Below are 23,722 nucleotides of genomic sequence, written 5' to 3' on the forward strand. Positions count from 1 at the left end.
GGAATGGTTGTGTAAAAAATAATTCGTTTGATATAGAGGAAAGGTTGTGCATCCTATGGCATTAACTGCAGGGATTGTAGGATTACCAAACGTGGGGAAATCCACGTTATTTAATGCAATTACGAAAGCGGGCGCGGAAGCGGCAAACTATCCGTTCTGTACAATAGATCCGAACGTCGGGATTGTTGAAGTTCCAGATGAACGTCTTAATAAATTGACGGAATTGGTAGATCCGAAAAAAACCGTGCCAACGGCTTTCGAGTTTACCGATATTGCAGGAATTGTTGAAGGCGCCAGCAAAGGTGAAGGTCTTGGAAACAAATTCCTGTCTCACATTCGCGAAGTTGACGCGATTTGCCAAGTGGTTCGCTGCTTCGCTGACGATAACATTACCCATGTAACCGGAAAAGTGGATCCGATTTCTGATATTGAAGTCATTAACCTGGAATTGGTTTTGGCCGACATGGAAAGTATCGAAAAACGCATTGTGCGCGCGGCGAAATTGGTAAAGCAAAAAGATAAGGACGCAGTTGCAGAAGAGCCTGTCCTGATGAAATTACGTGAAGCTTTTGAAAACGGCGATTTGGCGCGTTCAATCGAATTCACCGAAGATGAGTTGCACATTGCAAAAGGCTTGAATTTATTGACACTCAAGCCGATGCTTTACGTAGCAAACGTTTCAGAAGATGAAATCGCGGATGCTGATAACAACGAATATGTCCAAAAGGTTCGTGAGTTCGCGGCCAAAGACAATGCCGATGTTATCGTGATTTGTGCGAAAATCGAAGAAGAAATGGCTGAACTTGAAGACGAGGAAAAAGAAATGTTCCTTGAAGAGCTGGGCATCAACGAGTCCGGGTTGGACCAATTGGTCAAAGCATCGTACAGTCTTCTTGGATTAGCGACTTATTTTACTGCAGGCGTCCAAGAAGTGCGTGCATGGACATTCAAAAAAGGCATGAAAGCACCACAATGTGCCGGCGTTATACACTCTGACTTCGAACGCGGATTTATCCGTGCCGAAACGGTTGCCTATGAAGAACTGGTCGAAGCCGGATCAATGGCGGCAGCTAAAGAAGCAGGGAAAGTGCGTCAAGAAGGCAAAGAATACATCGTCAAAGACGGCGACGTAATGCTATTTAGATTTAACGTTTAAAAGCGGAAGCGACCGTTATGCTCCGACAGGCGTAAGACGATCTGGTGAAGCGGCGTGTTTTCAGCCGCACAGCCAGAGTGGCTTACGACCCGAGGAGCAGGTCGATGCAGCTGGATAAGTCTAAAAGCAGAAGCGACCGTTATGCTCCGACAGGCGTAAGACGATCTGGTGAAGTGGCGTGTTTTCAGCCGCACAGCCAGAGTGGCTTACGACCCGAGGAGCAGGTCGATGCAGCTGGATAAGTCTAAAAGCGGAAACGAAAGCTTAAACTCGAAGTACCACAAAACTAAAAAAAAAAACCGGGTGCCTTGTTGCATCCGGTTTTTGCATGGAGGAATAGGAAATGTTGTTATTCGCATACGGAACGCTGAAACGCGGCGGGAAGTATCATTGTTATTTGGAAGAAGCGGAATTGGTGGAAGAACAGGCAACTGCAAAAGGAACTTTATACGATACAGGAATGGGTTATCCGGCTATGATTCCAGCGGCCAGCGGGCAGGTTAACGGAGAAATCTATGAAATTCCGGATGTTCTTTGGCCGGCGCTGGATTTCCTCGAGGATTATTCAGGAAATCCCGAAATAGATTTATACGACAAAGTGACGATCAAAGTAGAGGCAGGCAGCAAACATCTAGAAACGATTGTTTATATTGCAAAAGACGAAAAGGTGCTGAAAGAACAGATTCCAACAGGGAAATGGGATACCGCACATTCTATGGTATAGGAAAAGCGCCGGTATTAATTAGTCGGCGCTTTCACTTTCAGGGTAGCGTTCATAAATATGCAGGCGCGGCAGTGAAGGGTCATCAATGATCCACGCCGCGTTTTTTTCTTTGCGCAATTCGCGGTACATGACAAAGTCACCGAAAGCTCCTGCAGTCAGCATCGCACCCAGCAGGACCAGCACCTGGCTGTTGAGCCAAAAACCCAATACCGTGGGAATAAAAGCAGTTGTCCAAAAAGGCAGCAGCAGAACTTTGCGCATGGCATGATTTTGTACAGGCCTGCTGGTGGTGGCATAAGCGATGCCCATTTTCAGGTTGACGCCGTAAGTTAATGAAGAAACAGGGACTTTTCCAAACAATACAAAGCCGATCAAGTGGAAAAGCTCGTGCACAACAATCAACACGACATAGCCCATTAGAAAAAAGAGGATTCCACCCAAGGAAAATTGGAATGTCAAAGGCTCGTTGAAAAAATGATAGGCAACTGCGAATGCCACCAGCAAAAAAGCATTGAACCAGAGCGCTTTCGGAGCTATTTCGTCCATTTTCAGTTCAATGATATGGGAAGGGGTCATAGCTTTCACATCCTTCTGTGTATATGCAAAAAGTATAGATGATTTTCAGTGTAAAATCATGCTTGCGAGCCTATTCGAGTTGTGATACAATACAACGATGTGAGTAATATTTATGAATTGCTTGCTCCTTGCCCGCTGTATACAGCAGGGCCCAAGTCCATGAGGAGGTGACAACACGATGAGAGAATATGAATTAATGTATATCATTCAGCCTGCAATTGAAGAGGAAGCTAAAAAAGCTCTAGTTGAGCGTTTTGAAGAAATCCTTACTTCTAACGGAGCTGAAATCATCGAGTCGAAAGAGTGGGGTAAACGTCGTTTAGCTTATGAAATCAACGATTTGCGTGAAGGTTTCTACCAGATCGTAAAAATAAACGCTGGTTCTGAAGCTATCAACGAATACACACGTCTTGCGAATATCAACGAAAACATTATTCGTCATATCGCTGTACGCAAAGACGCGTAAACAGGATACTGGCACTGAATTTTTTTGACTTGAAGGAGGTTGAATTCTGATGATTAACCGAGTTGTTTTAGTCGGAAGACTGACAAAAGATCCAGACCTTCGTTACACACCAAGCGGCGCAGCAGTTGCCCGTTTTACACTTGCTGTAAACCGGACATTCTCGAACGCTCAAGGTGAACGCGAAACTGATTTCATTAATTGTACCGTTTGGCGTAAACAGGCTGAAAACACGGCGAATTTCCTGAAAAAAGGAAGTTTGGCTGGCGTTGAAGGCCGCATCCAGACTGGTAGCTACGAGGGACAAGACGGGAAGCGTGTTTATACGACAGAAGTAGTGGCGGACAGTGTTCAATTCCTTGAACCGAAAAGCGCCAATGCGGACCGTTCGCAAGGACAGCAGCCTTCCTATCAACAGAACCAATCACCGAGCCCAAGTCAGCAAAATCATACTCGTGTAGATGAAGATCCATTCTCAAGCGGCAGCGGTCCGATAGAAGTATCGGATGACGATTTACCGTTCTAAGAAGGACTGAACCTGACGATCAACTTTTAAGCAAAGGAGGTAATTCGATATGGCACCACGTCGCGGAGGAAAAAAACGGAAAAAGGTTTGTTACTTCACTTCCAACAACATCACGCACATTGACTATAAAGATACTGACCTTTTGAAGAAATTCATTTCTGAAAGAGGAAAAATCTTGCCACGTCGTGTTACAGGCACTAGCGCTAAATGGCAACGTAAGTTGACAATCGCTATCAAACGCTCTCGTATCATGGCACTTCTACCGTTTGTTGCGGAAGAAAGATAATTAAAGAAAAGCGAAAGCGCCCAGTGAACCTGGGTGCTGGAGTCTGGACAATGATTTCAAAAAGACCGGGAAACCGGTCTTTTTTTTATGCGCTGAAATAGGTTTGGTCATTTTGAGTGGACGCGTTAAAATTACAAAATCACGCTGATGAGTTAACTTTTTATACTGTAGTAGAGGGAGGAAGGGAAAAAGTCGCTCCAGCCGGGCGTTTTTCTGCGGGTAACGCCTTGCGCTCTTTCTTCTAAGATGAGATGCTGCAGATAATACCAACTGAAAACTACATTATTATTCAGTTGGATAAAGAACTAACTAGCGTAGCCTTTCGCCAGCTGCCTGATCTATATCCTGTAGCCTCAAAAGAAAGGCATATTCGTGGAATATCTAAGCATAGAAATTATTTAAGCAGCTTAAAGACCTCCGGAAATCTGTGTTCTTTTTCTCGTTTTCTGCTTTAGAGCGGTCACGCCTTTCCACCGGGGACCGCTCATTTTGTTCAGGTTCTTGAATCATGGTACAATTAAAAAGATGAAATCTGCCCGAAAGAAGGGGAAAACAGTCATATGCAAAATCAACAAACGCGACAACTTACAAATGGGGCCATGATGGCGGCAGTATTTACAGTCTTGTTGGCGATCTCGGTGTACGTTCCTATTTTAAGTTTAGTAAGTACTTTGATTCTGGCATTGCCGGTCGCTTGGTACAGCGCGAAGTATCCATGGAAAGCCTCTGCGCTTTTCGCATCGGTCTGTTTGGTGCTGGCGTTTATCATCGGCGGCCTTTTGTCAGTGCCATTGGCGTTAATCCATGTGCCGTTGGGATTGGCAATCGGTATTTCGATTTATTATAAGAAAAGCAAATTATTCATGTTCATGGGTGCCAGCATTGTTTTGCTGGTGTCCTTAATGGTTCAATACGTGGCTTCCATTGTGTTGTTCGGCATTAATGTTCTGGAAGAGTTTTCGGCTATGTTCGATCAGTCCTACGAACAGACGGGTGCATTAATGGAACGCTTTGGGGCTTCCGAAGTTTCTATGGAAGAATACAATGAACTTGTCGGGCAATTGCAGTTTTCGTTTGAAACTATGTTGCCAGTGTTGTTGGTGTTGGGTGTTTTCATGACGGTATGGGTGCTGCTGTTGATCCTGCTGCCGATTTTAAAGCGTCTCGGGATAGAAGCTCCCAAGTTCCCACCTTTCCGCAGCATGAAGTTGCCGAAATCCGTTTTATGGTATTATTTAATCGTGTTGATTGTTTCACTGTTGTCAGAGTTCGAACCTGGAACGATGGCATACATGGTCTTCATCAATGCAACCGTGCTGCTACAATTCCTGCTATTCCTGCAAGGTATTTCTTTTTACCATTTCTACATCCACCAGGAAGGCTGGCCAAAATGGGTGGTAGTGCTGGTAACCTTATTGGCACTGCCGCTGCAGTCATTTACGAGTATTGTTGGAATCGTAGACCTTGGATTCGATATCCGGGGTTGGGTCAAGCGGGCACACGAGTTTAAAGGAAAATAAGGAGCTGAAGAATAATGTCGGCTTTTTTTAGAAAAAGAAAACTTCGATACCCGCTTATCGCGCTGCTGTCTCTTGGTATGGCCGCAGCGATTCTGATTTCACTTTGGTCGGAATGGGCAGCAGGGATTTTTACACTGCTTTTTGCGCTGGCTTTTACGGCGGCGTGGGTGACGGAAAAAAGAGTCTATGAAGCTACTGAAAAACATATTGAAACTTTGTCATACCGGATGAAGAAAGTCGGAGAAGAAGCGCTGCTTGAGATGCCGATTGGAATTTTACTGATCAATGAAAAATGCGATATTGAATGGGCAAATCCCTATATGACGTCGACGCTGGAGTACGATACGCTGATCGGCGAGTCTCTCTATACACTGTCCGATGACTTCCATGCATTGGTGAAATCCGATGAAGCCCAAGATGCGACCATCACATTAGGTGACCGCAAATACCGCGCGTATTACAAAGCGAATGACCGCTTGTTTTATCTTTTTGATATTACGGAACAAGTGGAAATCGAGGCGCTATACTACGCAGACCGTACGGTCATCGGTATTTTATTCATCGATAATTACGATGAGCTTGCACAGGGAATGGATGATCAGACGCGCAGCAATCTGAACAGTTTGGTCACATCGCTCGTCAACCAATGGGGCGCAAATCAGGGGATTTTTGTAAAACGCATTTCATCCGACCGCTTTATGGCGGTCTTCAACGAATCGATTTTGAAAGAACTAGAGCTGTCGAAATTCGCCATCCTGGACGATATCCGCGAAGTCACCGCCAAAGACAATTTGGCATTGACCTTGAGCATCGGGGTAGGCGCCGGCTCTGCATCGCTGGTTGAACTCGGCGGTCTGGCCCAATCCGGCCTGGATCTGGTGCTCGGCCGCGGGGGAGATCAGGTGGCCATCAAGCATCCGAGCGGAAAAGTGAAATTCTACGGCGGCAAGACCAATCCGGTCGAAAAACGGACACGTGTCAGGGCGCGCGTTATTTCGCATGCCCTGCGTGACTTGATTCAAGAAAGTGACCAGGTTTTTGTGATGGGCCATAAAATGCCTGATATGGATTCCATCGGTGCCGGAGTCGGTGTCGCCAAAATGGCCGCCATGAATAAAGTCAAAGGCCGTATCGTCATTGACTTTGATGAATATGACCGCAGTGTCATGAGGCTGATGGAAGAAATCGAAGGCGATCCTGAGCTGTTTGAGCAGTTCATCACGCCTGAAGAAGCGCTGGCGGACATGACCGAGCATTCCCTGCTTGTTGTCGTAGATACGCATAAGCCATCGATGGTCATCGATGAAAGGCTGCTGCAGCGGATGGAACGGGTCGTTCTGATCGACCACCACCGGAGAGGCGAGGAATTCATCACCAACACGATGCTGGTCTATATGGAGCCTTATGCTTCCTCGACCGCCGAATTGGTTACCGAATTGATCGAATACCAGCCGAAACATGAAAAACTGTCCATGCTGGAAGCGACAGCGATGCTGGCTGGAATTATTGTCGATACGAAGAGTTTTACATTAAGAACGGGCGCCCGGACATTTGAAGCAGCTTCTTATCTGCGTTCGAATGGAGCCGATACCGTCCTCGTCCAGCGCATTTTGAAAGAAGACCTGGAAACCTATATTGAACGCGCGAAAATCGTTCAGACAGTGGAATTTGTCGGTGGCGGCATTGCCATCGCAAAAGGCGAGCCCAACCGCGCCTATAGCCCGGTACTGATCGCCCAGACAGCAGATATCCTGCTGACGATGAAGGATGTTAGCGCGTCCTTTGTGGTGGCTGAGCGCTCAGAAGGCGGCATCGGCATCAGTGCGAGGTCACTTGGCGAAGTGAATGTCCAGATCATTATGGAAAATCTCGGCGGCGGCGGCCATTTAACCAATGCAGCCACACAAATGCCGAATGCAACAATAGAAGAAGCCCTTGAACAATTAAAAGCGGCGATTATGGAAGATCATGAAGGAGGAGCAAACGAATGAAAGTGATATTTTTGAAAGACGTAAAAGGCAAAGGCAAAAAAGGTGAAATCAAAAACGTGGCGGATGGCTACGCGCATAACTTCCTGTTGAAAAATAATTGGGCGATTGAAGCCAATCAGGCGACTATCAGCAAATTGGACGGCCAAAAGAAAAAAGAACAGAAAGAAGCCGATCAGGAGCGCGAGGAAGCTGAACAGCTGAAAGAAAAGCTGGAAAGCCTGACTATCGAATTGACAGCTAAATCCGGCGAAGGCGGACGCCTGTTCGGATCGATTACTACAAAACAAGTAGCAACAGCTCTTGAGAAAAAACACGGCATTAAATTGGACAAGCGTAAAATGGATTTGGATGATGCGATCCGCGCGCTCGGCTATACCAATATTTCTGTGAAACTGCATCATGATGTGACCGCTACGCTTCGAGTTCATGTTACTGAAGAAGCATAAGGTGGGAGACCAATGAACGAAATGATAGATCGTGTCCCCCCGCACAACCATGAAGCCGAGCAATCGGTCATTGGTGCCATCTTTTTAGAACCACCTTCCCTCATTACGGTTGCAGAAATCGTGATGGCGGAGGATTTTTACCGGATTGCCCATCAGAAGATTTTCCAGACGATGCTGAATTTATCGGATCACGGAAAAGCGATCGATGTGGTGACCGTGACAGAAGAGCTTTCTGTCAAAAAAGAGTTGGAGGACGTTGGCGGCTTATCGTATTTAACGGAAATTGCCAACGCGGTACCAACGGCAGCGAACGTTGCGCATTATGCCCATATTGTAGAAGAGAAAGCGCTGCTGCGCCGCCTTATCCGGGTAGCGACAACCATCGTAGAAGATGGCTTTACACGCGAAGACGAAGTAGAAGCCTTGCTTGCCGAAGCGGAAAAGAAAATGATGGAAGTCTCGAGCCGGAAAAATGCCGGTGACTTTACCCACATCAAAGATGTGCTGGTCAAGACCTATGACAACATCGAACTGCTGCATACGCGCAAAGGGGACGTTACAGGCATCCCTACAGGCTTTCAAGACTTGGATAAGATAACAGCAGGGTTTCAGCGAAACGACTTGATTATCGTAGCTGCACGGCCTTCTGTCGGTAAGACGGCTTTCGCCTTGAACGTTGCGCAGAATGTCGCGACCAAAACAGACGAGAATGTCGCCATCTTCAGTCTGGAGATGGGTGCCGAACAGCTGGTCATGCGTATGCTGTGTGCAGAAGGCAATATCGATGCACAGGTGCTGCGTACAGGTGCGCTTCAAAACGAAGACTGGCGCAAGCTGACGATGGCAATGGGCAGCTTGTCCAATGCCGGAATTTTCATCGACGATACGCCGGGGATCCGGGTCAATGATATCCGCGCCAAATGCCGCCGTCTGAAACAGGAATACGGCCTCGGCATGATCATGATCGATTACCTTCAGTTGATCGCGGGCCCCGGTAAAGCCGGTGAAAACCGCCAGCAGGAAGTATCGGATATTTCCCGTTCCCTGAAAGGTCTGGCGCGTGAGCTGGAAGTGCCGGTCATCGCCCTGTCACAGCTATCCCGTGGAGTGGAGCAGCGGCAGGATAAGCGGCCGATGATGTCCGATTTACGTGAATCCGGAAGTATTGAGCAGGATGCCGATATTGTATCCTTCCTGTACCGTGAAGATTATTACGACAAGGAAACCGAAGACCAGAATATGATTGAGATCATTGTCGCCAAACAGCGTAACGGCCCGACCGGTACGGTGAAATTGGCTTTTGTGAAAGAATATAATAAATTCGTCACCATTGACTGGAGTCAGCATGAATCTGGCGGAGACTTTTAAACACGAACATTAAATGTGGTAACACATTTATATGTTCGTGTTTTCTTCTGTTTTATATTGACGATAAGGCGTTTCATTGGTACAATAAACACTGTTTGAGACAGGGCATATAGCCTAACGGAGGTGCGGACGATGACATCAGTCGTAGTAGTAGGAACGCAATGGGGAGACGAAGGAAAAGGGAAAATCACTGATTTTCTATCTGAACATGCAGAAGTGATTGCACGTTACCAAGGCGGAAACAACGCTGGACATACCATTATTTTTGGTGGAGAAACGTACAAATTGCATTTGATTCCTTCAGGGATTTTCTATAAAGATAAAACATCTGTAATCGGAAACGGCATGGTCGTGGATCCGAAAGCGCTTGTAAAAGAACTGAAAGGTCTTCATGACCGTGGAGTGACAACGGAGAACCTGCGCATTTCCAATCGTGCACACGTCTTATTGCCATACCACATCAAGCAGGATGAATTGGAAGAAGCACGACGCGGAGCAAATAAAATCGGAACAACAGGTAAAGGCATCGGACCTGCTTATATGGACAAAGCGGCACGTGTTGGAATTCGCATGGCGGATTTGTTAGACCATGTTGTGTTCGAGGAAAAACTGCGCATGAACTTAATAGAGAAAAATCGTCTGTTCGAGAAGTTCTACGAGACAGAAGGATTTACTGTAGAAGAAATCATGGAAGAGTATTACGCATATGGCCAGGAAATCGCCAAATATGTAACGGATACGTCAAAAGTGTTGAACGATGCAGTTGATGCAGGCCGCCGCGTATTGTTTGAAGGCGCTCAAGGCGTTATGCTCGATATCGACCAAGGGACTTATCCGTATGTAACATCTTCCAACCCGGTAGCGGGCGGAGTGACAATCGGTGCAGGTGTCGGTCCGACAACAATCCAGCACGTCATCGGTGTCTGCAAAGCCTACACGTCACGTGTTGGCGACGGACCGTTCCCTACAGAATTGCATGATGAAGTGGGCCAGAAGATCCGCGAAGTCGGCAAAGAATACGGAACAACGACGGGACGTCCACGCCGCATCGGCTGGTTCGACAGCGTGGTAGTACGCCATGCAAGACGCGTCAGTGGCTTGACGGATTTGACAGTCAACTCGATCGACGTATTGGCAGGACTTGATACGGTGAAGATTTGTACCGCTTACCGCTACCAGGGAGAGCTGATTACGGAATACCCAGCGAATCTGCGTATGCTTGATGAGTGCGAACCGGTATACGAAGAACTTCCAGGCTGGCCGGAAGATGTGACAAACTGCAAATCATTGGATGAACTTCCTGCAAACGCGCGCCATTACTTGGAGCGCATCGCTCAATTAACAGGTGTCCAGATTTCCATTTTCTCTGTCGGTCCTGACCGCAACCAAACGAATATTGTTACGAGTGTTTGGAGATAATTTTTAGTAGGTTAAGGAGAGCGCAGGCGGCAGAAATCGCTCCAGGCGGACGCTTTCTTATCATTAGTCAAGGATCTTTTTTAAAATTTTTCAGAGAGCGGAACGAACAAGAAGCTTAAAGAGGCTGCTTTCCGTTCCAACGCTCGCTTTCCGCGGGCACGGCCTCAGCCGCTTCACTCACTGCGTTCGCTCCAGGGTCTTCGGCTCGTGCTAGTTGCTTGGAGTCGAGCGCTTCCACTCTAAGCAACCGGCAAGAAGGAAACAAAAAGAAAATCGGCAGGCCAAATAAACCTGGCGATCCTTCCTGCGGGCTTGCGCCGAACTGACTCAGGCTTTTGGCCCGAGTAGGTTCGACACTTCGCTATGCTGCTCTTTCTTCTAAAAGGGCTTGGTCTTAACCAAAAGCATATGCAACAAATCAATAAAAACTATCAGGAAAGCAGTCGCCTTTGGGCGGCTGCTTTTTGCTGTTTACTATTTATTTTTCGGAAATAAAAAGGGGAGGAAGAACGCAATGTGGCAAATATGACAAGGAGAAGACGACCATGTAACCATGCTGTGACAATAGAGCCTGCCTGGTCTGCTTCAGGTTTCCTTGAACCGGACAGGCATACAGCCGCTGAATAGGTGCGGAATGGCCTAAAGAATGATAAAGTATAGGGTAGTATAAAGAGTGTTCAGCGGGAAAAATAGGGTATAGGCGGAAAGAAAAAGGGGAGAAAAATGATGAGCAAAACAATTTTGGTTGTAGACGATGAAAAGCCGATTGCAGATATTCTGCAGTTTAACTTAAAAAAAGAAGGTTTTAATGTAGTGTGCGCTTATGACGGAGATGAAGCGATCAAGATTGCTGGAGAAATCCAACCGGATTTGATGTTATTGGATATAATGCTTCCAAATCGCGATGGCATGGAAGTATGCCGTGAAATCCGCAAGAAGTTCGATTTTCCCATCATCATGTTAACGGCAAAAGACTCGGAGATCGACAAAGTTCTCGGTCTGGAATTGGGTGCGGATGATTATGTCACAAAGCCTTTTTCGACCCGTGAATTGATTGCCCGCGTAAAAGCGAATTTACGCCGCCAAAATATTGCGCCTGCTGAAGAAGAAGGACAAAATTCAAATGATATCCAGGTAGGTTCTTTAACAATCCAGCCGGATGCCTATCTTGTTTTGAAGCGGGATGAAACCATCGAATTGACTCACCGCGAATTTGAATTGCTTCATTACCTCGGCAAGCATATCGGCCAAGTCATGACCCGTGAACATTTGCTGCAGACGGTATGGGGCTATGATTATTTCGGCGATGTCCGGACAGTAGACGTCACCATCCGCCGTCTGCGTGAAAAAATCGAGGACAACCCAAGCCACCCCGCGTGGATTGTGACGCGCCGCGGTGTCGGGTATTATTTGCGAAATCCTGAACAGGAGTAATTGAATGTCAAAAGTTAATTTTTTAAAATCGATACATGTGAAATTTGTTTTAATCTACATTCTGCTTATTCTGCTGGCTATGCAGATTATCGGGCTTTACTTTGCCCAGCAACTGGAAGAAACACTTAAAGGGAACTTTGAAAGTTCGATCGTAGACCGGATGGAAATCATCGAATTCAGTGTCCGGGAAGAAATGATCAAAGAGCGCACAGATGACGACTTGACGCTCGAGCAGACACTGCGGACGGTGCTGTACGGTTTTCAGTCGGACGATATCAATGAGATACGCGTCGTCAATACGCGCTACAGCATTCTGGCATCTTCCGTAATTGAAAACCAATCCTTGGTTGGCCAGCGCTCGACAAATGACCTGATCCGGAGCACCATCATTGGAGAAGTCGAACAAGAGCAAACCTTTGTCGATGAGGAAAGCGATGAGCGGATTTGGGTGCGTACCCAGCCGATCGTTGCAGCGGGTGGAGAGATTCTCGGAACCTTATATGTAGTGGCAGAAATTGAAAATGTCTATGATCAAATGGACGATATCAACTCCATTCTTGCTGTCGGTACCGCCATATCTCTGGTCATAACCGCGATTTTGGGGATTCTGGTCGCCCAAACGATATCAAGGCCGATTGCCGATATGCGAAAACAGGCGCAGGCTATGGCAAAAGGAAACTTTTCACGCAAAGTGCGGGTTTACAGCGATGACGAAATCGGCCAGCTTGCCCGAGCCTTTAACCATTTGACGAACAGGCTGCAGGAGTCTCAGCAGTCTACGGAAAGCGAACGCCGAAAATTGGCTTCAGTCCTTTCCAATATGACGGACGGTGTCCTGTCAACCGATAGACGGGGACGAATCATTTTGATCAATGATCCGGCACTGCAGTTGCTGAATGTTTCACGTGAAACGGTGATCAACCGACCGGTGACCAGCATACTGGGGCTGGAAGAACAATACACCTTTGAAGATTTGATTGATATGAAAGAAGCAGTGACGCTTGATTTCAGTTCGTATGAACAAAGCACCTTGCTGCGGACGACGTTTTCGGTCATTCAAAAAGAAACCGGATTTGTCAATGGGCTGATTGCGGTTCTGCACGACAATACAGAACAGGAGAAAATCGATATTGAACGCCGCGAATTTGTGGCCAATGTATCGCATGAATTGCGGACGCCTTTGACTACAATGCGCAGTTATTTGGAAGCTTTGGCTGATGGGGCATGGCAGGATCCGAATCTGGCGCCGAATTTCCTGAATGTCACGCAAACGGAAACGGAGCGGATGATCCGGCTGGTCAATGACTTGTTGAAGTTGTCGAAAATGGACTCGAGTGAAACCGAGCTAAGCAAGGAAATGGTCGAATTCAATGTCTTTTTCAATCGCATCATCGATCGTTTTGAAATGTCGAAATCACATAAAGTCCACTTTGAACGGCATTTGCCGAAAGAACAGTATTTTGTGGAAATCGATCCTGATAAATTGACACAAGTGATTGATAACATTATTTCCAATGCGTTGAAATATTCCCCAGAAGGTGGAAAAGTCCGCTTTGGAATGACTGTGGAAGAAGGATTTTTATTAATCCAAATCAGTGATGAAGGAATGGGGATTCCGAAAGAAAATGTAGATCGCATTTTTGACCGCTTTTACCGGGTTGACCGTGCGCGTTCCCGTGAAATGGGCGGAACCGGTTTAGGACTGGCCATTTCAAAAGAAATGATTAACGCTCATGGCGGCGTCATTTGGGCAGAAAGCAAGTACGGAAAAGGAACCAACATCTTCTTCACGCTGCCTTTCGATATGGATGATGGAGGAGGTGAGTGGGATTGAAATATGTAGAGCAAATTAAATCGGTGGCATTATTTTTACTGATTCTGCTCAGCCTGGCATTGACTTTCACTATCTGGACCTTCACTCCTAGCCACGAAACCATTGAGCCGTCTGCTACCATCGATGAGCCGATAGCAGACACCAAGAATACGGAAGAAATTGTTCGACCGGTACAATTGCTGTTTCATAATGAAGACGCAATCACTGGAACTACTGATCAAAGCAATGTCCAATTGCTGCTTGATGCATTGGAGCAATGGCAGATTCAAGATGTAAGGCTGGTGCAAGAAGAAACGACTCCTGATACGATGGAATCTTATATGCACAGCTCGAACCGGGCGGTTGTCTATTATCCGGGACCCGTTCCTTTCCCGGTATTCGATACAATAACGAACATCATCGATACAACGATTCCTGAATCGTCTTTTGACCGAATCATCATCGAATGGGATGCACCTGCCAACGACCGACCGGCCCTGTACTTCATTAATACGGTATCCGGCAGAATTTATAAAGCCTCTATTCCAGCCGAAAACTTGAGACAATTCCAGACGGATATCTTAGCAGAGGCTGCTGAATACGAAACCTATATCACCAATGATACGATTGGCACCTTGCCGGTTTACGTGCAGAAAGGCCAAGTCGAGAAAGCAAGCTTCGATTATTTACTGGAAGAAACCTCAACCGCAAAATTTGCTGAAGCTTTATTGGATGGTCCGGCACTGACGCTATCAGCAGATTTAACAACACAGGAATATACAGATGATTCCGGTGCATTGATGAGAGAAAATCCCAACACGAAAAGCATCAGCTATATTCAGCCAAGAGCTGAAACGTCAGATCCAGCGATTCCATCAGATCTATTATTCGATTCCCTCAGCTACGTCAATGGGCATGGCGGCTGGACAGATCGATACATTTACGCTGGCATGAACTCGGTGAGCCAACAGATCAAGTATCAGTTGTATGTAGCCGATTTGCCGGTCTTCAGCTCAACAACTGCGACGTCTCTCGATCTTACTTGGGGAATAGATGGAGGGGAAGAACAGGCTTACAGCTATAACCGGCCGATCTATCAACTGGATTCGGAAGTGGACAGCAGTATGGCGGTGCTTGCCTCCGGCGAGGAAGTTTTAGCATCCATCACACAAATCAATGACCAGGATTTATCCGCTATCACGGATATTACTCCTGCGTATAAACTGACGCGCAGCGAAGAGGGATTTTTGATCACATTTGAGCCGGCCTGGTATTTTAAAGCGGATGGTACGTGGACTGAACTGACGAGTGAATTGACAGGAGGGCGTGAACTTGGATTGGAATAAAACCAAGAGCATCTTTATTATTGTCTTTTCTATTTTGAACGTCTTTTTATACTCCTTGTATTTGGACCGTTATACGGAATCTGAAAATTTAGAAGAACTTTCGGAATCGTCGGTAGATGAAAAATTGAAGGCTGATGAGATCACCTATTCGAATCTCCCGGAAGATGTCAAAGGCATGCCTTATATTCGTGGTGAAACGAAAATATTCACAGCGAAAGAGGCGCCACAGGAAAATGTGCAAGTCAATATCCAAGACGGCAAGCAGCTGCAGGTTGCTTATGAAGAACCTGTTTCTCTGACAGGAGAAGCAGAAAGTGCAGATGCGTTAGATGCTTTTGTCGAAGAGATTGTCCACGAAGGCAGTTCCTACGAATTATGGGAAATTGATAAAGAACAAAACAAAGCCGTGTATTTCCAGAACTTTGATGGCGAAACACTTTACTTCAGCAAGGATGGAAAAGTGACGGTGTACTGGAACAATGATGGGGATATTGTCCGCTACAAACAAACGATGTTCACTGACATTATCGAAAATCAGGAGCCAAAGGAATTGGTGTCTGCCATCACGGCAATTCACACGCTTTACCAGAAAAACTTGCTGGAACGAGACTTGACCATCAATAAAACAGAATTGGGCTATTCCGTACATGTACAAGTATCGGAAGACCGGCAGATGTTTGTTCCGACTTGGCATATTCAAGCGGAACTTTCAGATGGCAGCCGCGAGGATTATTTCGTCAATGCTGTAAAAGATGGCGTCATCGAGTTGAACAAACAAGAAGAGGAAACAGAGTAAGGAGATTTTGCTATGCAATTCAGTGTATTAGCCAGTGGATCGAGCGGCAATGCCACTTATATCGAAAACGGGGAGCATTCCTTCCTGGTGGATGCGGGACTCAGTGGCCGCAAGATGGAAGAATTGTTTGCAGCCATCGGCAAAAAAATGAGTGATTTGGACGGAATTCTGGTCACTCATGAACACAGCGATCACGTCAAGGGGCTTGGCATCGTGGCGCGTAAACATAAAGTGCCGATTTATGCCAATGCCAAAACCTGGACCGCAATGGATGGTTTGATCGGGGCGGTTCCACTGGAACAGCGATTCCATTTTGATATGGACACAGTCCAGACATTCGGTTCGCTCGACATTGAATCGTTTGCCGTCTCGCATGATGCTGCAGATCCAATGTTTTATGTGTTTCATGCCAACGGACGAAAGCTGTCGTTAATCACAGATACCGGCTATGTCAGCGACCGGATGAAAGGCGTTATCCAGGCATCGGATTCCTATGTGTTTGAAAGCAACCACGATGTGGGAATGCTGCAGATGGGCCGTTATCCATGGTCGGTCAAACGCCGGGTTCTCAGCGATGTGGGCCACGTGTCAAATGAAGATGCAGCGGTAGCCATGAGCGAAGTACTTGCTGAAAAACCGACGCGCATTTACTTGTCGCATTTGAGCAAAGACAATAATATGAAGGATCTTGCGCGCATGAGCGTTGAGCAGACCCTTCAGACAAAAGGCATCATCGTTGGAGAATATGTCGATCTTTTCGACACACATGCCAATGTGCCGACCAAATTAATCGTCGTGTAACCAACAGCCGGAAGCGGATCAGCTTCCGGCTGTTTTTGTATAGAGCGAGAGTGAATCAGCTTCTGGCAGGCGTCAACCGAGTTGCTTTCCGTTCCGGCGCTCGCTTTCCGCGGGCTCGCACCCAATCCTGGCGTGTTGCTCCCTGCGGGGTCTCGGTCGTCTCGCTATCCCGCAGGAGTCGAGCACCTGCACTCCCAGCAACCTAAGTGGGTTAGAACAGGATGAATTTTAAAGCCAACTTATTTATGTACGAATATTTTTTAGAAAAGGAAGCTTAAATTTCTAATTTTAAAATCTATAAAAAATCTTCCAACTCTTCCAGCTTGCTTTGTCTGTTTCGAATTTCTACACTAAGGTTAACCAAAAAGAATGAGGAAGGATGAACGCAATGGGCTATTACAATCAAACACCGAACGGCCGGCAGAAATCGAGCCGTTTGGGCACATTTGCTGCAGGTGTGGCCGGAGTAGCGGCCGGTGCTTTATTGGTATGGTTATTGTTTTATTCGATGCCGGGGCTGATCCCGGACAATGGCAATGATACGCAAATCGTCCAGCAGGAAACGGAAGGACGCTCCGACTCGGTTTCGGTCGATATCACTACGGATGTGACAGATGCGGTCGATATTGCGGCGGATGCAGTTGTGGGGGTCACCAATCTGCAGGCAGCCGGAGATTTCTGGTCTCAGTCACCCCAGCAGGAGCAGGCGGTCGGGACGGGTTCGGGCGTCATTTACAAAAATGAAAACGGCACTGCGCATGTGGTCACCAATCATCATGTTATTGACGGCGCCAGCGGCATTGAAGTGACCCTGTCGGATGGCACTAAAGTCGACGCGACGGTGGTCGGCAGCGACATTTGGACTGATCTGGCCGTTCTCGAAATGGATGGAGCCGATGTACAAGCTGTGGCCCAATTTGGCGATTCGGATGCCTTGAAACAAGGCGAGACGGTCATCGCCATCGGCAACCCATTGGGCCTTGATTTTTCTGGCTCGGTGACAACAGGCGTGGTTTCCGGAAAAGATCGCGCGGTTCCGGTTGATTTGGACGGGGATGGCCAGGAAGATTGGCAGGCCGAAGTGCTGCAGACAGATGCTGCCATCAATCCAGGCAACAGCGGTGGTGCATTGGTCAATCTGGCGGGACAGCTGATCGGTATCAACTCGATGAAAATTGCAACATCAGCAGTTGAAGGCATTGGCTTTTCGATCCCGATCAATTCCGCAATGCCGGTCATCAGTTCACTTGAAGAAAACGGGGAAATGATCCGGCCATCGATGGGCATTACGCTGCTTGACTTGATCCAAGTCCCGCGTGTAGATCGCCAGGAGACCTTAAACTTGCCTGAAGACGTCACAGAGGGCGTAGTCATCAATTCAGTAGTGGAAGGATCAGCAGCAGAAGAGGCCGGTATGGAGCAGTTTGACGTCATTGTAGAGATGGACGGTGTCGAAATTACGGACATCATCGAATTGCGCCAGCATTTGTACAATGAAAAAACGATCGGCGACACAATGACTGTCAGCGCCTATCGCAATGGAGAACTGATGGAGTTTGAATTGGAGCTTGTTGATAATTCAGCGTTATAGAGGAGCAGCTAGCCAGCCTGTGTAGAATTTCGATTCTATGCGGGTTTTTTATTTCGCATTAATAATTTGTCTGCTATTTGACATTCCGCAAATCAGCTCCGCTTTCCTGCGGGCGAGCGCCAAGCCTCCTCGGTCGCTATGCTCCCTGTGGGGTCTTGGCTGTCTCGCTATTCCGCGGGAGTCTTCGCTGATTTGCTGCATATCTTATGTAGAAATTTGAAGAGAAGAAGTCTATTTATAATTTCCCCCTATTTGCCAGTGCTCCATAAACAAAAATGAATATTTCTCATTTAAAAATTTTGAGTTCTGCTAATATACTATTCAAATCTGTAAATCTGAGAAACCACTTCCAACATACAATGTTCGGGAAAAAGAAAGACGATGTGTGGATAACTTTTTTGTTGTAAATTTATTATTAACAATCCACAGGCGCACAAAAGCTTCGCTATCCGTAGCTCTTTTCTTCTGTTAAAATGGGTTGTGGATAAAATAGAGTGAAATGTGTATAACTATGTGGAATATTCGGAAATCGAAAGAGGTGGAAAAAATGGAGATTAAATGCTGTAAAACCCACGTGGAGCATGCATTGGATATGTTTGTAGCGGAAATAAAAAGCTACCCTATACTTACAGAATTATCAGAAATAGAAAAGTTATCCACAAGATGCGATTACTGTGAAGAGGCTGCAACGTATCTTGTGGCAAACGCTTGATCGGGCACAAGATGTAGAAATAGTTGTGGATATGTGTATAACATTTGTGGGTAACTTGTTTGTAAATTTATTGTGAAGGGGGATAACATGTGAATATCTCAATTATCAGTGTCGGGAAGTTAAAAGAAAAATATTTAAAATCGGGTATTGAAGAATACACAAAACGGCTCGGAAGCTATACAAAAATCAATGAGATCGAAGTGGCAGATGAAAAAGCGCCAGAGCAATTGAGCGAGGCTGACATGGAAATCGTCAAAAAGAGGGAAGCAGAGCGGATTTTGGCGAAAATTTCACCAGACGCATATGTTATTGCATTGGCAATCGACGGCAAAATGAAAACCTCCGAACAGCTGGCAAAAGACATCCAATCGCTGATGACCTATGGCCGCAGCAAAATCGTCTTTGTGATCGGCGGATCCTTGGGGCTGCATGATGAAGTGTTGAAACGTGCGGATGAGAAACTGTCGTTTTCTAAGATGACGTTTCCGCATCAATTGATGAGGTTGATTTTGGTGGAGCAGGTGTATCGGGCTTTCCGGATTATGAAGGGTGAACCGTACCATAAATAAAGGTAAACTATTAAGGGACTCTAGCAGGTCCCTTTTATATTTATTAGCTGAAATAGAGCTTATTGACTAAATAGTTAGCTGCTGTCCGAGGTCGGGATATATCTTTCCAGTAATTCAGAGCAGTATTCCATGAGCCGAGGCCAATCGGAGCAGCATGAACAAGGGGACAGGGACTTTGTCTTAAAACAAAGTCCCTGTCCCCTAAATCCGCTTATTTTAATGAGTAGCCGCCATCTACGACTATTTCTGCACCGTTTATATAGGATGCTTTGTCTGAAGCTAAGAACAGAACGACTTCTGCAATTTCACTTGGTTTCCCATAACTTCCTCTAGGGTGTCCCTGTGATTGTTTTTCATAATTCTCTATTCCGCCATATGCATTAATGGCTAGGTCGGTTTCTGTAGGGCCAGGGGATATGCAATTTACTCGGATTCCTAGGTTAGCAAAGCGAAGTGCCGTGCTTTGAGTCATCGCAACAACCGCTGCTTTTGTCCCGCTATAAGCTGGCAGCATAGGATTAACCTTATCGTTTCCAAGGATGGCTGCGTTATTAATGATGACTCCATTTTTTTGCTTACTCATCACGACTAAAGAATATTTCATGTAGGCGAAGATAGCCGTTTGATTGACAGCAATTAAATAATTCCAGTCATCTAGCTTTACTCGAGACAATGGCCCCATTCCTTTAGACAGAACACCAGCATTATTGAATAGAATATCAACATTATGCCCATCATTTTCAAGTGCTTTAAAAAAGCTTTCGATTTCTTCCACGTTTTCGTTATGGACTTGGTAAAAATGAGCCTTCCCATTGCATTCACTCTCTACCTGAGAGCCTTTGTTACGATCTCTTCCAGTAAAATGAACGGTAGCCCCTTCTTTACAAAAGAAATGAACCACTTCCTTACCAATTCCATCCGTTCCACCATTAACAATCACTACTTTGTTTTCGAACATCATGAGATCCCCCTCCGAACATCATAGTAAAGCCATAAAGTATGTATAATCAGTATATAACATTCGTATCACCATAGGAAATCTAGGTACTCACCACTTAAGGGAACATGGGCCTTATCTTATATGAAGGATTCGACCCCCACTTCTCCCTTCATTATGTGAGAGCCGTTCATGTTTAGTTCGCTTAACGGTTACTTCCCAATCTTTTATATCAGAAGAAAGTTATTCTTACCTAGAAAAGGAAGATGAAACTAATCTTCGTCTACTGAAGATTAATGCGGATAGTGAAGCAGGTAATAACTTAGTAAGAACTCTAATAAGAATTACATTCACCGCTGATTGTATTGGTACCCTTGCGTTAAACAGTTTGAAATAACAAACCCATAGATATCAATAAATTGAAGGCAGTATGTTCGTAGATAGCTACATTCTACATACACACTGCCTTTTGACTAAGGTCAATGTTTTACTCTATTCCAACGTTATGGTGAGCCTTACCATAAGGTCGCCAGAAGCCATGCCCAAAGCATTCGAAGCGGTTTATAAAACGACAATTTTGAAATAGCTTGAGCCAAACATGACTTACTTGATGATAAATATTTTTTCACATATAGTTAGTTTGATTGATGAACGAGCTAATTGTATGAACCAGTTTTATCTACGCAATTCAGTAACGCTTAGAAAATGGAGGAATGAACATGCAAAAGGTAGTCGTAACAGGTGGAAGTGGTCTGCTGGGCCGGGACGTTATAAAAGAATTTTTGGAGCATGGTTATGAAGTTGTCAATGCAGATCTTAAGCACCCAAAAGAAGCGCTTTGCAGAACGGTGATAACAGATTTGACGAATCTGGGCGAGGTTTATGGTGTATTGGCTGGGGCTGATGCCGTTGTACATCTTGCAGCGATTCCGGTTGCTTACTCACATCCAAACGAAGTGACTTTTCAGAATAACGTGATGTCTACGTATAACATTTTAGAAGCTGCAGGGAGTTTGGGGATTAAAAAAGCTGTAATTTCATCAAGTGAGTCTTCATATGGTATTTGTTTTTCACAACAAAATTTAAATCCACAGTACGTACCGATAGATGAGCAACACCCGCAATTGCCAGAAGAAAGCTATGGGTTGTCCAAGATTGTGAATGAAAACACAGCTGACATGATCCACCGCAGAACAGGAATGCAGGTAGTATCGTTTAGATTGGGAAATGTCATAGCACCTGAAATGTATCCCAATTTTCCTGGATTCATCCACAATCCAGAACAGCGGAAAACAATTTTGTGGAGTTATATTGATACACGGGATGCAGCTACTGCTTATCGATTGGCCGTGGAAACTGATGAGCTTGGTTCTGTTGCCGTCAATATCGGAGCGGATGAAACCAGTATGGACATTGAGAGCAAACAATTGATGGAAACATGCTTTCCGGATGTGACTGATTTTAGAGAAGAACTGACAGGTTTCGAGCCGCTGTTAAACAATGAAAAAGCGAAGAAACTTCTGAATTGGAAACCTATTCATAAGTGGAGAAATTACGTAAAGCTGTAATTTTATCAAACAACATTTTTAGATAAGGGCTGACAAACATGTCAAATCATATCCAACCTCACAACTGCGTTACATAATGGTGTGAAAATGCCATGGCTGGGCCTAGGTGTCTTTAAAGTAGAAGATGAAGAAAGAGCTAGTACAGTCAATAAAAACGGCTCTTGAAGTGCGCTACAGAAGCATTGATACTGCCGTTATTTATGGAAATGAAGAAGGAGTTGGCAAAGCGATTGCTGAAACCAATGTCCCTAGAGAAGAATTATTCATTACTACAAAAGTTTGAAACGCCAATCATGGCTGTGAAGCTGCCCTCACTGCTTTCAGTTGAAGAACGAACTTCGATTTAAATAATGATGGGAAGGACAGGTGATGGGATATGAAAATTATTGTTTTTGGGGCAACGGGCGGTGTAGGTCAATTTGTCGTGAAGCAGGCAATTGAGAGTGGTTTTGAGGTCACGGCATTTGTACGGACACCCGCAAAGCTGGAAGTTACACATGAGAATTTAACGGTTGTTAAAGGAGATGCTTTTAATCCGGCAGAAGTGGCAGCAGCAATAGCTGGCCATGACGCTGTGGTTTCCTGCTTAGGCTCCAGTCAAGGGATGAAAAAATCAACAGAGCTTCAAGAGATGATAAAAAATATTGTTGCCGGCATGCAGGAGCATGGTGTAAAACGGATCGTCTACACCGCGTCTGCGGGAATCTATAATGAACTGCCAGGCGTAAGCGGGAAATTGATGATGGGAGTGCTTAAGAATGCACTGACAGATCACCGGGCTGCTACTGATTATATTGAAGCCCATGGTCTGAACTACACATTTGTTAGGCCGATGGGATTAACCGATGGCCCCTTTTCAGGAAAGTACAGAGAATCTGCGATGGGTGTACCCGAAAAATCGAAGTCCATATCACGTGCTGACGTTGCCCATTTCATCCTGAAAGCATTGAGTGATGCACAATATGAAAATACATCGATCGGAATTGCTAATTAAATCAATAAAAAATTCTACCGATGTCAAGAAATTCCGCTGGCATAGATCTGCAGCAAAGATGGATGGAATGGAAAGCACACGAAGGAGGAGTCAAAAATGATCAGCAAAACGGATTTCGAGCATTTGCGGCGATGTGTGGAGTTGGCGGAAACAGCTTTAGAAAAAGGAGACGAGCCGTTCGGTTCCGTACTTGTTTCAGCTGCCGGAGAAGTTCTTTTTGAAGATCATAACCACGTGGCAGGCGGTGACCATACACAGCATCCGGAGTTTGCGATAGCAAGGTGGTCGGCAAATAACCTGTCTCTTGAAGAAAGAAACGAGGCGACGGTTTATACTTCCGGGGAACATTGCCCGATGTGTGCGGCGGCTCACGGATGGGTCGGCTTGGGACGGATCGTGTACGCAAGTTCCTCAGAACAACTGGCCGGATGGTTAAGCAAAATGGGCGTTGCACCATCGCGTGTTCGGAATCTGGCCATTGAAGATGTGATTAAGGATGTGGCAGTAGACGGTCCTGTCCCTGAACTGGCAGAGCGGGTCCATGAACTTCATCGCCGGTTATACGCAACGAGCCGTTAAACGATCCGACTCTTTAGCGTAATTATTAGCCGTATTTCTTTCTTGACCTGAAATATTGTTATAATGAAAGAGTGTCAAAAGCTAACTATAGCTTTGGATGCTCTTTT

General features: G+C 45.8%; 23 protein-coding genes and 1 pseudogene. 22 read left to right on the forward strand and 2 right to left on the reverse strand.

What is annotated here, in order from left to right; all coding sequences use genetic code 11:
• Positions 1-55: 55 nt before the first annotated feature.
• Both ychF and J7I83_RS10215 read left to right on the forward strand, forming a co-directional pair.
• On the forward strand, positions 56-1,156 hold the full coding sequence (gene ychF, locus J7I83_RS10210; RefSeq protein ID WP_215100599.1) for a redox-regulated ATPase YchF: 1,101 nt from the start codon (positions 56-58) through the stop codon (positions 1,154-1,156).
• 343 nt (positions 1,157-1,499) lie between these two features.
• The gene (locus tag J7I83_RS10215; protein WP_215100600.1) at positions 1,500-1,880 is read left to right on the forward strand and encodes a gamma-glutamylcyclotransferase family protein; all 381 of its coding nucleotides are present in this window, start codon (positions 1,500-1,502) and stop codon (positions 1,878-1,880) included.
• 18 nt (positions 1,881-1,898) lie between these two features.
• Here J7I83_RS10215 and J7I83_RS10220 read toward each other — a convergent pair whose 3' ends face one another.
• Entirely contained in the window at positions 1,899-2,456 is a 558-nt protein-coding gene (locus J7I83_RS10220) for a DUF3267 domain-containing protein (RefSeq protein WP_215100601.1), read from the reverse strand.
• A 178-nt stretch (positions 2,457-2,634) separates the two neighbouring features.
• Here J7I83_RS10220 and rpsF point away from each other — a divergent pair, with 178 nt between their 5' ends.
• The 16 genes from rpsF (at position 2,635) to rlmH (ending at position 19,537) form a co-directional block, all read left to right on the forward strand.
• Positions 2,635-2,922, forward strand: a complete 288-nt coding sequence (gene rpsF / locus J7I83_RS10225; RefSeq protein WP_215100602.1) for a 30S ribosomal protein S6 — start codon at positions 2,635-2,637, stop codon at positions 2,920-2,922.
• Between the two features lie 49 nt (positions 2,923-2,971).
• Positions 2,972-3,445, forward strand: a complete 474-nt coding sequence (gene ssb / locus J7I83_RS10230; protein WP_049693560.1) for a single-stranded DNA-binding protein — start codon at positions 2,972-2,974, stop codon at positions 3,443-3,445.
• Between the two features lie 49 nt (positions 3,446-3,494).
• Positions 3,495-3,731 (forward strand): 30S ribosomal protein S18, encoded by a 237-nt coding sequence (rpsR, locus tag J7I83_RS10235; protein WP_006830564.1) that lies wholly within the window; start codon positions 3,495-3,497, stop codon positions 3,729-3,731.
• 560 nt (positions 3,732-4,291) lie between these two features.
• Positions 4,292-5,251, forward strand: coding sequence for a YybS family protein (locus J7I83_RS10240; protein WP_215100603.1), 960 nt, complete (start codon positions 4,292-4,294; stop codon positions 5,249-5,251).
• A 14-nt stretch (positions 5,252-5,265) separates the two neighbouring features.
• Positions 5,266-7,242 carry a DHH family phosphoesterase gene (locus tag J7I83_RS10245; RefSeq protein ID WP_215100604.1) on the forward strand — a complete coding sequence of 659 codons (1,977 nt, stop codon included), beginning with the start codon at positions 5,266-5,268 and terminating at the stop codon, positions 7,240-7,242.
• Positions 7,239-7,688, forward strand: coding sequence for a 50S ribosomal protein L9 (gene rplI, locus J7I83_RS10250; RefSeq protein ID WP_215100605.1), 450 nt, complete (start codon positions 7,239-7,241; stop codon positions 7,686-7,688). Before J7I83_RS10245 ends, rplI begins: the two co-directional genes overlap by 4 nt.
• Positions 7,689-7,700: 12 nt before the next feature.
• Entirely contained in the window at positions 7,701-9,056 is a 1,356-nt protein-coding gene (gene dnaB / locus J7I83_RS10255; protein WP_215100606.1) for a replicative DNA helicase, read from the forward strand.
• A gap of 132 nt (positions 9,057-9,188) precedes the next feature.
• On the forward strand, positions 9,189-10,475 hold the full coding sequence (locus J7I83_RS10260) for an adenylosuccinate synthase (RefSeq protein WP_215100607.1): 1,287 nt from the start codon (positions 9,189-9,191) through the stop codon (positions 10,473-10,475).
• 726 nt (positions 10,476-11,201) lie between these two features.
• On the forward strand, positions 11,202-11,909 hold the full coding sequence (gene yycF, locus J7I83_RS10265) for a response regulator YycF (protein WP_191714548.1): 708 nt from the start codon (positions 11,202-11,204) through the stop codon (positions 11,907-11,909).
• A gap of 4 nt (positions 11,910-11,913) precedes the next feature.
• Complete coding sequence (gene walK / locus J7I83_RS10270; RefSeq protein ID WP_215100608.1) at positions 11,914-13,743, forward strand: cell wall metabolism sensor histidine kinase WalK; 1,830 nt, start codon at positions 11,914-11,916, stop codon at positions 13,741-13,743.
• Positions 13,734-15,068 carry a YycH family regulatory protein gene (locus J7I83_RS10275; RefSeq protein WP_353048257.1) on the forward strand — a complete coding sequence of 445 codons (1,335 nt, stop codon included), beginning with the start codon at positions 13,734-13,736 and terminating at the stop codon, positions 15,066-15,068. The genes walK and J7I83_RS10275 overlap by 10 nt, the downstream gene beginning before the upstream one ends.
• A complete protein-coding gene (locus J7I83_RS10280; protein ID WP_353048258.1) occupies positions 15,049-15,864 on the forward strand; it encodes a two-component system regulatory protein YycI in 816 nt (271 codons plus the stop codon). Before J7I83_RS10275 ends, J7I83_RS10280 begins: the two co-directional genes overlap by 20 nt.
• A gap of 12 nt (positions 15,865-15,876) precedes the next feature.
• Entirely contained in the window at positions 15,877-16,665 is a 789-nt protein-coding gene (locus J7I83_RS10285; RefSeq protein WP_215100611.1) for an MBL fold metallo-hydrolase, read from the forward strand.
• Positions 16,666-17,053: 388 nt separating this feature from the next.
• Positions 17,054-18,256 (forward strand): S1C family serine protease, encoded by a 1,203-nt coding sequence (locus J7I83_RS10290; RefSeq protein WP_215100612.1) that lies wholly within the window; start codon positions 17,054-17,056, stop codon positions 18,254-18,256.
• A 547-nt stretch (positions 18,257-18,803) separates the two neighbouring features.
• Positions 18,804-18,968 carry a CxxH/CxxC protein gene (locus J7I83_RS10295; RefSeq protein ID WP_215100613.1) on the forward strand — a complete coding sequence of 55 codons (165 nt, stop codon included), beginning with the start codon at positions 18,804-18,806 and terminating at the stop codon, positions 18,966-18,968.
• A gap of 89 nt (positions 18,969-19,057) precedes the next feature.
• The gene (rlmH, locus tag J7I83_RS10300) at positions 19,058-19,537 is read left to right on the forward strand and encodes a 23S rRNA (pseudouridine(1915)-N(3))-methyltransferase RlmH (RefSeq protein ID WP_215100614.1); all 480 of its coding nucleotides are present in this window, start codon (positions 19,058-19,060) and stop codon (positions 19,535-19,537) included.
• Positions 19,538-19,748: 211 nt separating this feature from the next.
• Here the strand turns inward: rlmH and J7I83_RS10305 are convergent, their stop codons facing one another.
• Complete coding sequence (locus J7I83_RS10305) at positions 19,749-20,495, reverse strand: SDR family NAD(P)-dependent oxidoreductase (protein WP_251047583.1); 747 nt, start codon at positions 20,493-20,495, stop codon at positions 19,749-19,751.
• A 698-nt stretch (positions 20,496-21,193) separates the two neighbouring features.
• Between J7I83_RS10305 and J7I83_RS10310 the strand changes: the two genes are divergently transcribed.
• The 4 genes and pseudogenes from J7I83_RS10310 (at position 21,194) to J7I83_RS10325 (ending at position 23,615) form a co-directional block, all read left to right on the forward strand.
• Positions 21,194-22,042, forward strand: a complete 849-nt coding sequence (locus tag J7I83_RS10310) for an NAD-dependent epimerase/dehydratase family protein (RefSeq protein ID WP_215100616.1) — start codon at positions 21,194-21,196, stop codon at positions 22,040-22,042.
• 87 nt (positions 22,043-22,129) lie between these two features.
• A pseudogene (locus tag J7I83_RS10315) lies at positions 22,130-22,322 on the forward strand (aldo/keto reductase); the annotation flags it as partial.
• A 96-nt stretch (positions 22,323-22,418) separates the two neighbouring features.
• On the forward strand, positions 22,419-23,036 hold the full coding sequence (locus tag J7I83_RS10320) for an NAD(P)-dependent oxidoreductase (RefSeq protein WP_215100617.1): 618 nt from the start codon (positions 22,419-22,421) through the stop codon (positions 23,034-23,036).
• Between the two features lie 96 nt (positions 23,037-23,132).
• Complete coding sequence (locus tag J7I83_RS10325; RefSeq protein WP_215100618.1) at positions 23,133-23,615, forward strand: nucleoside deaminase; 483 nt, start codon at positions 23,133-23,135, stop codon at positions 23,613-23,615.
• Positions 23,616-23,722 lie beyond the last annotated feature (107 nt).

The sequence above is a fragment of the Planococcus sp. ISL-110 genome (genome assembly GCF_018613575.1).
GTDB lineage: Bacteria > Bacillota > Bacilli > Bacillales_A > Planococcaceae > Planococcus.

What these genes read in the sequence shown, in the direction of transcription:
- J7I83_RS10215 (WP_215100600.1), top strand. Translation starts at nt 1,500, where the DNA reads ATGTTGTTATTCGCATACGGAACGCTGAAACGCGGCGGGAAGTATCAT.
- J7I83_RS10240 (WP_215100603.1), top strand. Translation starts at nt 4,292, where the DNA reads ATGCAAAATCAACAAACGCGACAACTTACAAATGGGGCCATGATGGCG.
- J7I83_RS10305 (WP_251047583.1), bottom strand. Translation starts at nt 20,495, where the DNA reads ATGTTCGAAAACAAAGTAGTGATTGTTAATGGTGGAACGGATGGAATT.
- J7I83_RS10285 (WP_215100611.1), top strand. Translation starts at nt 15,877, where the DNA reads ATGCAATTCAGTGTATTAGCCAGTGGATCGAGCGGCAATGCCACTTAT.
- J7I83_RS10310 (WP_215100616.1), top strand. Translation starts at nt 21,194, where the DNA reads ATGCAAAAGGTAGTCGTAACAGGTGGAAGTGGTCTGCTGGGCCGGGAC.
- J7I83_RS10260 (WP_215100607.1), top strand. Translation starts at nt 9,189, where the DNA reads ATGACATCAGTCGTAGTAGTAGGAACGCAATGGGGAGACGAAGGAAAA.
- J7I83_RS10245 (WP_215100604.1), top strand. Translation starts at nt 5,266, where the DNA reads ATGTCGGCTTTTTTTAGAAAAAGAAAACTTCGATACCCGCTTATCGCG.
- J7I83_RS10320 (WP_215100617.1), top strand. Translation starts at nt 22,419, where the DNA reads ATGAAAATTATTGTTTTTGGGGCAACGGGCGGTGTAGGTCAATTTGTC.
- rplI (WP_215100605.1), top strand. Translation starts at nt 7,239, where the DNA reads ATGAAAGTGATATTTTTGAAAGACGTAAAAGGCAAAGGCAAAAAAGGT.
- rpsR (WP_006830564.1), top strand. Translation starts at nt 3,495, where the DNA reads ATGGCACCACGTCGCGGAGGAAAAAAACGGAAAAAGGTTTGTTACTTC.
- walK (WP_215100608.1), top strand. Translation starts at nt 11,914, where the DNA reads ATGTCAAAAGTTAATTTTTTAAAATCGATACATGTGAAATTTGTTTTA.
- yycF (WP_191714548.1), top strand. Translation starts at nt 11,202, where the DNA reads ATGAGCAAAACAATTTTGGTTGTAGACGATGAAAAGCCGATTGCAGAT.
- dnaB (WP_215100606.1), top strand. Translation starts at nt 7,701, where the DNA reads ATGAACGAAATGATAGATCGTGTCCCCCCGCACAACCATGAAGCCGAG.
- ychF (WP_215100599.1), top strand. Translation starts at nt 56, where the DNA reads ATGGCATTAACTGCAGGGATTGTAGGATTACCAAACGTGGGGAAATCC.
- rpsF (WP_215100602.1), top strand. Translation starts at nt 2,635, where the DNA reads ATGAGAGAATATGAATTAATGTATATCATTCAGCCTGCAATTGAAGAG.
- J7I83_RS10220 (WP_215100601.1), bottom strand. Translation starts at nt 2,456, where the DNA reads ATGACCCCTTCCCATATCATTGAACTGAAAATGGACGAAATAGCTCCG.
- J7I83_RS10325 (WP_215100618.1), top strand. Translation starts at nt 23,133, where the DNA reads ATGATCAGCAAAACGGATTTCGAGCATTTGCGGCGATGTGTGGAGTTG.
- ssb (WP_049693560.1), top strand. Translation starts at nt 2,972, where the DNA reads ATGATTAACCGAGTTGTTTTAGTCGGAAGACTGACAAAAGATCCAGAC.
- J7I83_RS10295 (WP_215100613.1), top strand. Translation starts at nt 18,804, where the DNA reads ATGGAGATTAAATGCTGTAAAACCCACGTGGAGCATGCATTGGATATG.
- J7I83_RS10290 (WP_215100612.1), top strand. Translation starts at nt 17,054, where the DNA reads ATGGGCTATTACAATCAAACACCGAACGGCCGGCAGAAATCGAGCCGT.